The organism is Natronococcus sp. A-GB1, from assembly GCF_029688845.1.
Taxonomy (GTDB): domain Archaea; phylum Halobacteriota; class Halobacteria; order Halobacteriales; family Natrialbaceae; genus Natronococcus.
In genome coordinates this window covers 122750-134564 of sequence record NZ_JARUKW010000004.1, presented here as the reverse complement: position 1 = coordinate 134564, position 11815 = coordinate 122750, and the positions used below count along the sequence as shown (strand labels likewise).

Annotated in this window: 6 protein-coding genes; 2 read left to right on the top strand and 4 right to left on the bottom strand. The window is 66.9% G+C overall.

Features of this window, described 5'->3' with window-relative positions; translation table 11 throughout:
* Window positions 1-16: 16 nt before the first annotated feature.
* From QA600_RS06435 to QA600_RS06425, 3 genes are all read right to left on the bottom strand, one after another.
* Window positions 17-781 carry a helix-turn-helix domain-containing protein gene (locus tag QA600_RS06435; RefSeq protein ID WP_278291131.1) on the bottom strand — a complete coding sequence of 255 codons (765 nt, stop codon included), beginning with the start codon at window positions 779-781 and terminating at the stop codon, window positions 17-19.
* Complete coding sequence (locus tag QA600_RS06430; protein ID WP_345782011.1) at window positions 778-5775, bottom strand: MMPL family transporter; 4998 nt, start codon at window positions 5773-5775, stop codon at window positions 778-780. Before QA600_RS06430 ends, QA600_RS06435 begins: the two co-directional genes overlap by 4 nt.
* A 163-nt stretch (window positions 5776-5938) precedes the next feature.
* A complete protein-coding gene (locus QA600_RS06425) occupies window positions 5939-6673 on the bottom strand; it encodes an MBL fold metallo-hydrolase (protein WP_278291130.1) in 735 nt (244 codons plus the stop codon).
* Window positions 6674-6762: 89 nt separating this feature from the next.
* Here QA600_RS06425 and QA600_RS06420 point away from each other — a divergent pair, with 89 nt between their 5' ends.
* The gene (locus QA600_RS06420) at window positions 6763-7824 is read left to right on the top strand and encodes a zinc-dependent alcohol dehydrogenase family protein (protein ID WP_278291129.1); all 1062 of its coding nucleotides are present in this window, start codon (window positions 6763-6765) and stop codon (window positions 7822-7824) included.
* Window positions 7825-7837: 13 nt separating this feature from the next.
* Here the strand turns inward: QA600_RS06420 and QA600_RS06415 are convergent, their stop codons facing one another.
* Window positions 7838-8743, bottom strand: a complete 906-nt coding sequence (locus QA600_RS06415) for a hypothetical protein (protein WP_278291128.1) — start codon at window positions 8741-8743, stop codon at window positions 7838-7840.
* 270 nt (window positions 8744-9013) lie between these two features.
* Between QA600_RS06415 and QA600_RS06410 the strand changes: the two genes are divergently transcribed.
* The gene (locus QA600_RS06410) at window positions 9014-11815 is read left to right on the top strand and encodes an ATP-dependent helicase (protein WP_278291127.1); all 2802 of its coding nucleotides are present in this window, start codon (window positions 9014-9016) and stop codon (window positions 11813-11815) included.

The following is an 11815-nucleotide window of genomic DNA, read 5'->3' as shown; positions in this document are numbered from 1 at the left end:
CGCGGCGCGGCGACGGCTATGCCGTTTCGGACTCGGGCGTCGCCGTGCTCGCCTCGATGAGCTGAATAAGAACGGAGGCGAACAGCGAACCCGCGCTCCAGATCGCCGTCTCGCTCCTGTCATCGTCGACGACGCTCAACAGGATACTGTCCTCATCGGCGATCACGATTCGGCCCGAACGCTGATCGTCGTCGCGGTGTGCCGGCGGAATGGCTGTCACAATGCCGTCGATCGCACCCAGGCGGTCCCGGACGGTCTCGTTTCTGCTAATGACGGTGACCGAGACGCCGTTGGTCGCTTGCTCCTCGAGGGTCCGTTCGATCTCGGACGTAACGAGTTCCGTCAGGCGGGTCCCGAAGACGATCTCCTCGTCAGCCTGCGACAGGAGGTCGACGACGCGGTCGTCGACTCGGTCGCGGCTCCGTACCGTCCAGATGTCCTCCTGGGTTTCCTCCGTCGTCGACTCCTGTTTGACCGAGTCGACGAACTCGAAGGCTCGATCGCGTTCCCGCTCGAAGCGGTTTCGAAGCGTCTCTTCGGCCTCGTCGATGCTGACCGGTCGATACCGAATCGGGCTCGACTGCTGGACCTCGAGTAGCCCCCGATCCTCGAGACTCTCGGCGACGCTGTACACCTGCGATCGAGGGACGTCGGTGACGCTCGCGACGTCGCGGGCGGTTCCCGACCCCAGCCGGTGAAGTGCGATGAAGACCTTGGCCTCGTAGCTCGTGAGGCCGAGTCGCTCGAACGCGTCGATGGCCTCGCTCTCGTCGTCGGTCACGGTTCGTCCTCCCCTGCGTTCTCAGAGACGGTGTCCGTTTCCATCTCGGTCCCGCCGTCGCTCGCGGCCGGCGTCGCGGCTCCCGCCCTCGAGCGGTCGAACGAGACGTCCGGGCCGAAGTACCGCGTCCACAGCACGAGCAGCGTCGGCAGGACGATCACGCTCGCGAGGAACGAGTAGATGATCGTCATCCCCGTGATGATTCCGAACTGCCGAAGCGCCGGGAGGATCGCGAAGGCGAGGGTGCCGAAGCCGCCGACGGTCGTCGCGGCGCTGCCCAGCAACGCGCCCCCGGTTCCGGTCACTGTTGTGTGCATCGCCGACCAGACGTTGCCCTGGCGCTGTAACTCGAGCGTGTACCGGGCGCTGACGTGGATGCTGTAGGCCACGCCGAGCCCGATCGTGAGGCTGGTGATCATCCCCGTCAGCACGTTGAACGGCATCCCGAACAGGTACATCGTCCCCAGGATCCAGCTGACCGCGAACGCGACCGGAAGCAGGGTCACCGCCCCGAGGGTCGCGCTGTTGCCGGTGAGCTTGTACGCGACCGTCAGGAACGCGAAGACGGCCACGAGCGTGATCAGCAGACTTTGCAGGACCGTCTCGAGCAGGTCCTGTTCGACGATGTAGTTGACGATCGGGTCGCCGGTGGCGAAGGCGTTGAGTTCGCCCTCGCCTGCGTCGAGGTTGCGCTCGTCGCCCGTGCTGGCGGCGTCGAGGTCGCCGGCGATCGATCGCAGCTCGGTGGTGACGTCGCCGACGTTCGCGCCGCCGTCGGTCGCGACGATCAGCCGAACCGACTCGTACTCACCGTCGGCGGTCCGGTGGATGACCGTGCTCGCTTCGTCCTCGTTGACCTCGAACAGCTCGTCGTACAGCGCCTCGACGTCCCGGTCGGGGACGCCGTCACCGGTCGTATCGGCAGCCTGGAACGACTCGTTGAACGACTCGTTCTCGGCTGCAGTGTCTTCCATCACGGACAGCGGCCCCTGGACGTCCGCCTCGCCGTTCGGCAGCGTGTAGACGACGTCGCTCTGGGACGCCTCGTCCTGGGTCTCGTTGAGCTGCTGTAAGGTCCCGTCGTCGGTTATTCCGCCCTCGACGAGTATCTGTGCCTCCGTGTCCTCGCGCTGGAAGTTGTCGTTGATGTACTCGAGGTCGTCGGCGGCCTGGTACTCACCGGGCGCCATCGACCCCGGCAGGTGTTCGGTCCAGCCGGGCGGACTCTCCGCGAGGAAGTCCTCCTCCTCGAAGCTGGTGTCGACCTGGGTCGCGCCGTAGACGCCGCCAGCCGTGAGCAGAAGGGCCGCGATCAGGACGATCACCGGGATCTTCCGGGCCGCGCTCGAGCCGAGCGTCAGCGCGCTCGTGAACCCGCCCTCGCGGGTCCCGAACGCGCGCTTGCGCCGGCTCCAGCCACGGGATTCAAGCAGCGAGTCGATCTCGACTTTCAGTGCCGGGATCAGGCCGCCGAATATGATCAGCGCGGCGACAATTCCGAACGCACTGACGATTCCGAACTCCTGGATCGGAGCGATCGGACTCACGAGATTCGCGAGGAAGCCGATCGCCGTCGTCGCCGTCACCCAGACGAGCGCGACGCCGACGCCGGCCAGCGCGATCGCCATCGACCCGCGGACGGTGCTCGTCTTCCCTTCCGCCTCGCGTTGCTCCCGATGGCGCATGAAGACGTGGATCGCATAGTCGATCGAGAGCCCGATCAACAACACGGGAACGGCGATCATCATCTGGTTGAACGCGATCCCCACCCAGCCCATGAAGCCGAACGTCCAGATCAGTACGCCGCCGATCCCGACGACTCCCAGAGCGATGTCGAGGGGGTCGCGGTAGGCGACCGCCAGCGCGGCGACGACGAACAGTAGCGCCAGCGGACCGACGATCGCGAGGCTGTCGTCCATCGAGTTCTCGATCTCGTCGGTGATGATCCCGGCGCCGAAGATGACGTACTCCTGTTCGTGCTGGTTCGCGAGTTCGCGGAGATCAAGCTGGGTCTCGAGGGTCGCGTCCATCTCGCCGCCCATCTCCATGTCGCCGCCGACGGTCTCCTGGGTGACCATCGTCATCCGGGCGTCGGCCTCGGTCGAGCCGGGCTCGTAGTCCGAGGGCATGAAGCCGAGCGCCGCGCCCTCGTTGCCGTCGTCGTCCTCGTCCAGTACGTCTCCGATGAGGTCCTCGAACTCCTCGTCGTCTAAGTCCTCGAGCGCCTCGATCTGCTCGTCGAGCGACGGCGTCTCGTCGTCCTCCTCGAACTCGTCCCAGGCCTCCTCGAGCGCCTCGGCGTCGTCGCCGAGCTGCTCGTACTCGTCCTCGAGGACGCCCATCGTCGCGCCGGCGTAGATCCCCTCGAGGGCCTCCTCGAGCTCCTGGTACTCGGGACTCTCCTCGGGATCGTCCGGCATCTCCTCGATCGCGAAGCGGTTGGACTCGATTTCGCGGGCCTGCTCGGCAAGCTCCGTGTACTGGTCGGTCTGCTCGGCGTCGAGTTCGGCTTCGGTCGCCGTTTCCTCGATGGTCGCCTCGATCTCGGCTTCGATCTCGGCCGCGGTTTCGTCGTCGCCAGCCTCGGACGCCTCCTCGTACTCGCGCTGGAGCTCGAGCACTTCGTCGAGACCTTGCTCAAGCGTCGTCGCACGGTCGTCGAGCGCGGACTCCCGCTGTTCGAGTTCCTGTCCGTCCTCCTCGAGTTCCTGTCCGCCATCCTCGAGTTCAGCGGCCTCGGCCTCGAGTTCGGCGATCTCGTCGTCGAGGACGCCCGCCGTCGCGGCGGTGAAGACCCCCTCGAGCTCGTCTTCGTCCGGTCCGATCCCGGCTTCGGCGGGATCGAACTCGTCGGGGTCGGCGTCGGCTGCGTCCTCGAGCCCGGCGGCCTCGGCCTCGAGGGCCTCCTGTTGCTCCTCGAGTTCGGTGGCCTGGGCCTCGAGCGCGGCGAACTCCTCCTCGAGAACGCCTGCCGTCGCGGCAGTGAAGACCGCCTCGAGTTCGTCTTCGTCGGGTTCGAGCCCCGCGTCGGCGGGATCGAGCTGTTCCTCGACGTCGTCGCCGGCCGCGTCCTCAAACTCGGCGGCCTCGGCCTCGAGGGCCTCCTGATCGTCCTCGAGCTCGGCTGCGTCGTCTTCGAGCTGGTCGAACTCCGCATCGAGGACGCCCGCGGCTGCGACGGCGAGCGTTTCGAGTCCGTCGTCCGCCTCGAGGTCGTCCTCGGCGGATTCGAGTTCGTCGGGATCGGTCTCGGCGAGCGCCTCGAACTCGGCGACCTGCTGGCCGTTCAGGTCGGCGTCAGCGATCGTTTCGGCGATCGTCGCCTCGATCTCGTCTTCGATCGTTTCGGCCGCGGCCTCGTCGTCGGTCGCCGCCAGCTCGGCGCGGAGTTCGGCGATCTCGAGGAGTCCGTCCTCGAGGGTCTCGACACGTTCCTCGAGCTTGGCCTCGCGATCGGCGAGTTCGTCGCCGCGCTCCTCAAGTTCCGCCTGCTGGGCCTCGAGCTCGGCGCCGTTCGTCTGTAGCTCGTCGGCTCCCGCGTCCATCTCGTCCGCGTCGATCTCCTCCCAGGCCGTCTCGACGGCGGCCTCGTACTCGGCGGCCTGTTCGTCGTCGAGGTCGGCCTCGGCGACCGTCTCGTCGATCGTCGCCTCGATCTCGGCCTCGGCGTCGGCGGCAGCCGCCTCGTCGCCGGCCACACTCGCCAGTTCGTACTGGTACTCGAGTTCGATTACCTCCTCGAGGCCCGACTGGAGCGTCTCAGTTTGGGCCTCGAGTTCGGCTTCCTGCTGTTCGAGCGCTTCGGCCTGACTCTCGAGTTCCGCCTGCTGGGCCTCGAGCTCGGCGGCGTCGCCGCCGGCGAGTTCGGCGAGGTCTTCCTCGGAGACGGTGATCTCCTCGCGGGCCGACTCGACGGCGGCCTCGTACTCGGCGGCCTGTTCGTCGTCGAGGTCGGCCTCGGCGATCGTCTCCTGAGTTACCGTCTCGATTTCGGCCTCGGCGGCGGCCGCCTCGTCGTCGTCGCCGGCCGCGCTCGCTAGCTCGTACTGGTACTCGAGTTCGATTACCTCCTCGAGCCCCGACTGGAGCGTCTCAGTTTGGGCCTCGAGTTCGGCTTCTTGCTGTTCGAGCGCTTCGGCCTGGCTCTCGAGTTCCTGTTGCTCTTCCTCGAGTTCGGCGGCGTCTTCTTCGAGCTGTTCGAACTCCTCGGCGAGTACGCCCACCGTCGCGCCGGTGTAGACCTCCTCGAGGGCCTCGTTCAGTTCCTGGTATTCGGGAAGCTCCTCGGGCGGCAGCTCGGCCTGTCGCTCGAGCATCCAGCGGTTGGTTTCGACCTCGCGGGCGTCCTCGGCGAACTCCTCGTACTCGTCGGCCTGGTCGGCGTCGAGTTCGGCCTCGTCGACCGCCCCGTCGATCGCCGCCTCGATCTCGGCGTCGATCTCGTCGGCCGCGGCCTCGTCTCCGTCGGCCGACGCCTCCTCGTACTCGCGCTGGAGCTCGGTGACGTCATCGATACCCTCCTCGAGGACGTTGCTGCGGTTCTCGAGTTCGGCCTCGCGGTCGGCGAGTTCGTCGCCGCGCTCCTCGAGTTCGTCGATCTCCTCGTTCGTGATCGCGGTCATCGCGAGGATGTTCTCGACGCCGGTGATTGGATCGTCGTCGGCCAGCGTCGCGTTGATCGATTCGTTATCGCGGATCTCCTGTTGGAACTCGAGCGAGGTGATCAGCGATTCCTGCGTGAGGACGTTCCCGCCCTCGTCTCTGTGTATCAGCTGGACCGAGGTCGTGTTCTCATCGCCTTCCGCGGCGAAGTTGTCGTCCATCTCCTCGAGGGCTTCGGCTTCCTCGGACTCGCCCTCGAACTGGTCGAGCGAGGAGTCGTCGTCGACCATCGGCATTCCTGCGCCGACGAGCGCCGTAGTCAACAGTAACGCGACGATGACGATCTTGGAGTACGACGTGATCAGTTCCGAGAGCCGATACGGAAGGCTCATCCGCTCACCTCGGGCGTACGGGTGGATCGGATTGGGAGGGACATTCTGTTGTTACGATCCTACAAACTCGCCGCATATACTTGTTCGCATCTCCTAACCCGCGGGCGGTATCGCCGTTGCTAGTCGAATCGAGGGGCTGAGAGAACGGAGTCTGCGCCGAGAGCTACTCGATCGAGACGGTCGTCAGGTCCTCGGCGAAGCGAACGTCGCCGTCGTAGTGGGCGCCGATCGACTCGAGCATCTCCTCGTGTCGGCCCTCCGTGTGGGGATAGAGGTGGGTCAGATAGACCCGACCGATCTCCCGGCCGGCCAGTTCGCGCCCGAGCGTTTCGGGCGTCGGGTGGTTCGAGACGTCGACGTCGTCGGGAAACGAACAGTCGTGGGCCAGAATCGCGGATCCCTCCGCGAAGTTCGCCAGCCCCGCGAACGCCTCGCTGTCGCCGCTGAACGTAAAGCGGTCGTCGAACCGGTAGGCCAGACACGGCAGCGAGTGACGCGTCTCGTAGGCGGAGACGTCGAACCCCGCGACCGAAAACTCGCCGGGGTGGACCTCTCGGATCTGCAACTCGAGTTTGTCCTGCATGTACTCGTGGACCTCGAGCAGACCGTCGACGAGCGACTTGGTGCCCTGCGGACCGACGACCTCAAGGTGTTCCTCGCCGGCGAGCCAGCGGGCCTTCATCAGCGGCAGTAGGTCGGCGACGTGGTCGAGGTGGTGGTGAGTCAACAGGACCGTCGAGATGGCCTCGTAGCCGACGCCGGACTGCTGGAGCCGGTGGAGGATACCGGAGCCGCAGTCGACCAGCAGCGTTCGGCCCTCGTCCTGAACGAGGATCCCGGTCTGGAAGCGTTCGCCGGCGGGCATCGCGCTGCCCGTGCCGAGAAAGGTGACGCGCATGTCCGACTCTGGGACCGCACACCCGATAAGGCTGGCTCTCGGTCGCCGCATCCGTCAGTGATTACTCGTCCGCTCGCGGACGCCCCGGTATGCGCGCTGCAGTACTCGAGGCCTACGGCGAGCCCCTGTCGATCGAGTCGGTCGAGGATCCGGAGCTCGAACCCCACGGCGTCGTCGTCGACGTCGAGGCCTGCGGAATCTGCCGGAGCGACTGGCACGCCTGGCAGGGCCACGGCGAGTGGGCCGACGACCAGGTACCGGTCGGACAGATACTGGGCCACGAACCCGCCGGAACCGTCGCCCGCGTCGGCGACCGCGTGAGTCGATTCGAGCCCGGCGACCGCGTCGCGATCCCCTTCAACCTCGGCGAGGGCTCCTGCCCCCAGTGTCGAAACGGCCACGGCAACGTCTGCGAGGACGGCTATGCCCTGGGGTTCGAGGAGACGGTCCCCGGCGCGTTCGCCGAGCAGGTCGGCGTTCCCCACGCCGACTTCAACGCCGTGGCGCTTCCCGACAGCGTCTCGACGGTCGAGGCGGCCGCGCTCGGCTGTCGGTACGTCACGGCCTTCCACGCGCTGGCCCACCGCGCCGATCTCGCGGCCGGCGACTGGGTCGCCGTCCACGGCTGCGGCGGGCTCGGCCTCGCAGCCGTCCAGATCGCGGGCGCGCTCGGGGCCAACGTCGCGGCGGTCGACATCCGCGAGGACCCCCTCGAGCTGGCGACCGAGCTGGGCGCCGACATGACGGTGACCGCGGGCGACGGCGTCGACGTCCCGGCCGAGATCGAGTCCGCGACGGACGGGGGCGCCCACGTCTCCGTCGACGCGCTCGGCCGCGCCGAGACCTGTCGGAACAGCGTCGACTGTCTCCGCACCCGTGGTACCCACGTCCAGGTCGGGCTCACCACCGACGCCGAGCGCGGTGAGGTCGCCCTGCCGATGGACGAGATCACCCGCTGGGACGTCACGGTCGTCGGCTCGCGGGGGATGCCGCCCTCGCGGTACGACGAACTGCTTCGGCTGATCGCGTCGGGCCGGCTCGAGCCGGCGACGCTGATCACGAGGGAGGTCGGGCTCGAGGACGTCTCCGATCGACTGGCGGCGATGTCCGAGTACGAGACGCGCGGCGTGGAGGTCGTCACCGACTTCTAGGGGATCCGCAGTACTACCGATCGACCCTGCCGCGGGCGCTGATCGCCCTGTCGGCCGGGATGAACAGGAACCGGTCGTACGTCCCCACGTACGATCCGAGCAGCGGTTCGTGATCGTCCGTCCGAATCCCGATGACGGGTGGGTCGTCAGCGACGTACCGGTCGGCCGGGTCGTTGGGATCGTAGACGGCGAAGACGACGTCGGCGTCGGCCACGTCGTAGTCGTACAGCAACACGTAGTGACCGTTGAGGACGTCCTCGCCGGAGATCGTTATCCCGGCGGATCCGAACTCGTCGATCGCGGCCCGAAGCTCGCGCGCCTGCGTTTCGTAGTCGATCCAGTCGGGACTGAGAAGCGCCCACCGCCGGAGCCACGACTCGGCGTCGAGGAACTGCTGGCGGTGGAAGCGCTCGATGTCGTCCCGAACCGGCGCGGCCGCGTCGTCCTCGAGCGGTTCGTTCACGTGGCCGATCTCGCTGGCGGAGTCGCGCTCGAGCGGGACGGCGGCCGGCTCCTCGGAGTACCACTGCGCGGCCGTGACCATCCCGTAGCAGTACCCCCTCGTGCCGAACAGTCGGTTGGCGTTCGCGTAGAGTTCGTCGACGACCGTCCCGAGCCGCGGTCCCGAACCGACCTGCACGGCGGCGGTCGCTCGCGTCCCCAGCGGAGTCTCGAGCCGGCCCGTTAGCTCCTCGCGGAGCTCGCGCCTCGAGACGAACTCCGTCGGCTCCGGCGGGACCGGCGGCGTCGCGTAGTTCTCGAAGCCGAACCCGTCGATGCGGGGATCGAACTCCTGTCCGTCGGTCGAGCCACCGTCCGACGTCGACCGCGACCGTTTCAGTGATACTGCCGACAGCGCGCCGACGCCGGCCGACAGCGAGAGACCACAGAGCAGGGTGCGACGGGTGATTCGTGTCATGCTTGTGAAAGAGACTCGAGCCGTCGATCCCTCGAGTTCGGCTGCGGCGTGCGGTCGCGAGCGGAACCCTGAGGGGCTTGGACCCCGAGTCGGAGGCACGTTCTGTGCCGCCACGCGACGCGGGTCGTCTCTTCCTCCCATCGAACAGGAGTATATACGTACGACTTGCGTGTGAAGGCAGCTATCCCGGTTGCCGACCGTGCGAACGGTCGTTTCACTTTCGCCCCGCTGGCCAAACCCTCTTACACCGCGGCCCCCCAGGTCGGGATGATGGACGGGACCGACGGGCTCGAGTTGCCGATCGCCGACGAGGAGCTGCCCTTCGACCCGAACGCCGTCACGATCGAGGACCGCGACATCTTCGAGCTGCTCGAGCCCGCCGTCCAGGAGTGGTGGCTCGAGGAGTTCGGCGAGTTCGTTCCCGAGAACGACGGCTTCTTCACGCCACCCCAGAAGGGAGCGCTCCCGAAAATCGACGCAGGGACGAACACGCTTGTCTGTGCTCCGACAGGTTCGGGAAAAACGATGGCGTCGTTTACCGCGATCATCAACGAACTCTACCGTCGGAGTCGGGAACACGAGGACGGCCTCGAGAACTCCGTCTACTGCCTCTACGTTTCGCCGCTGAAGTCGCTGGCAAACGACATCCACCGCAACCTCGAGGTGCCCCTCGAGGGGATCGAATCGATCGCGGCGCGTGGCGCCGCGGGGAACCCGAGCGGTGAAGCCGCGAGTAGCAGCGAGGATACGGGCGAGATCCGCCACGCCATCCGCCACGGCGACACCCCCTCGAGCGAGCGCCAGAAGATGCTCGAGGAGACGCCCCACATCCTGAACACCACGCCCGAAACCCTCGCAATCTTGTTGAACTCGCCGAAGTTTCGCGAGAAGCTTCGCACGGTCGAGTACGTCATCGTCGACGAGATACACTCGCTGGCGGGTGGGAAACGCGGAACCCACCTCTCGGTGAGCCTCGAGCGACTCGAAGCGATGGCCGCAGGCGAGATCACGCGAATCGGCTGCTCGGCGACGATCGACCCGCTCTCGCAGGTCGCGGAGTTTCTGGTCGGACAGGAAGAGCCGAGGGGCGCTCCCCGGGAGTACGAGATCGTCGACGCGCGCTTCGCCCGCGAGTTCGACATCGAACTCGAGTCGCCGACCGACGACCTCATCCACAACCCCCGCGAGGTCGTCCAGGATCGTTTCTACGAATCGCTCCACGAGCACGTGCAGAACCACACGAACACGCTCGTCTTTACGAACACGCGATCGGGCGCCGAGCGAGTTCTGCACAACCTCCGGGAGCGCTTCGACGACTACGACGAGGAGAACTCGGGCTGTCACCACGGCAGCCTCTCGAAGGAGGTCCGCCAGGACGTCGAGGGCCGTCTGAAAGCGGGCGACCTCGAGGTGGTGACGTCCTCGACCTCGCTGGAGCTGGGGATCGACATGCCCCACGTCGACCTTGTGGTGCAGGTCGGCTCCCCGAAGTCGGTCGCCGCGCTGCTCCAGCGTGTCGGGCGGGCGGGCCACCGCGTCGGCCAGACCGTCACGGGGCGGGTGATCGCGCTCGACCGGGACGAACTGCTCGAGTGTGCGGTCATGTTGAAGAAGGCCGAGGACGGGTTCGTCGACTCGGTGTCGATCCCGACGAACGCCCAGGACGTCGCCGCCCAGCAGGTCTACGGGATGGCTATCGCCGAGATCCGTCCCGAGAGCGAGGTGACAGCGATCCTCCGACGTGCGTACCCCTACCGGGAGTACGGCGCCGGGGAGTGGGAGTCGCTCTGTCGGTACCTCACTGCCGAGTACGCGGGCCTCGAGGAGAAGAACGTCTACGCGAAGATCTGGCGCGACGAGAACGATCCGCCCGGGGGGGAACACCACCACGAGAGCTTCCCCGTCGGCGAGCCCCTGATCGGCAAGCGCGGCCGGCTCGCGCGGGTGATCTACATGACCAACATCGGCACCATTCCGGATTCGTTCACCTGCGACGTCCACACCCGCGCGAGCGACGAGTGGGTCGGCCAGCTGGACGAAAACTACCTCGACACCCTGGAGAAGGGCGACGTCTTCGTCCTCGGCGGGAACCACTTCGAGTACCGCTACCGCCGAGGGTCGAAGGTGTACGTCGACCACACCAGCGCCCGGCCGACGGTCCCATCGTGGTACTCCGAGCGACTGCCGCTCTCCTACGACCTGGGTTGCGAGATCCTGGCGTTTCAACGCCAGCTACTCGAGCACTACGAGACGGGCGGTCCCTCGCGCGTTCGCGGGTGGCTGCGCGGGTTCCCGCTCGACGACGACAGCGTGCGGGCGATCGCGCGGCTGTTCGACCACCAGCTGCGGTACGCGGGCGTCGAAAGCGTCAGCACGGACGAGCGACTCGCGATCGAGGTCGAACGCGACCGCAACGAGTACGAACGCCGCTACTACGTTCACTCGAACTACGGGCGGAGGGTCAACGACGGCCTCTCCCGGCTGCTGGCCTACCACTGCGCACAGGAGGCGACGGCGAACGTCAAGGTCGCCGTCGCCGACAACGGCTTCGCCCTCTCGATGCCGCTGAACCGCAAGATCGACCTCGAGGGGATCCTCGACGACCTCGATCCCGGGACCGTCCGCGAGGACCTGCGCGCTGCCCTCTCCGGAACCGACCTCCTGCAGCGGTACTTCCGGATCAACGCCACGCGGGCGCTGATGATCCTCAAACGGTACAAGGGCTACGAGAAATCGGCCAGCGAACAGCAGGTCTCGAGCGAGATGTTGCTCGGGTTCGCACAGGATCTCGAGGGGTTCGCGGTGATCGAGGAGACCTACCGCGAAATTCTGGAGGACAAGCTCAACGTCGCCGAGATCGAGGGGATCGTCGCGGCGATCGACTCGGACGAGCTGGCGGTCGAGCGCCAGCTGCTTGACTCGCCGACGCCGCGGGCGTTCGGGCTGGCGACCCTCTCGGCGAGCGACGTCGTCCTCGCCGAAGACGAGAGCGCGGCCCTGCAGGCGTTCCACGAGCGCGTGCTCGAGGAGATCGGTGAGGAGTCGCTCGGGCGGCTCTCGACGGAGAACTGA

Coding starts and splice junctions, on each gene's coding strand:
- QA600_RS06430 (WP_345782011.1), bottom strand. CDS start 5,775: ATGAGCCTTCCGTATCGGCTCTCGGAACTGATCACGTCGTACTCCAAG.
- QA600_RS06425 (WP_278291130.1), bottom strand. CDS start 6,673: ATGCGCGTCACCTTTCTCGGCACGGGCAGCGCGATGCCCGCCGGCGAA.
- QA600_RS06420 (WP_278291129.1), top strand. CDS start 6,763: ATGCGCGCTGCAGTACTCGAGGCCTACGGCGAGCCCCTGTCGATCGAG.
- QA600_RS06415 (WP_278291128.1), bottom strand. CDS start 8,743: ATGACACGAATCACCCGTCGCACCCTGCTCTGTGGTCTCTCGCTGTCG.
- QA600_RS06410 (WP_278291127.1), top strand. CDS start 9,014: ATGGACGGGACCGACGGGCTCGAGTTGCCGATCGCCGACGAGGAGCTG.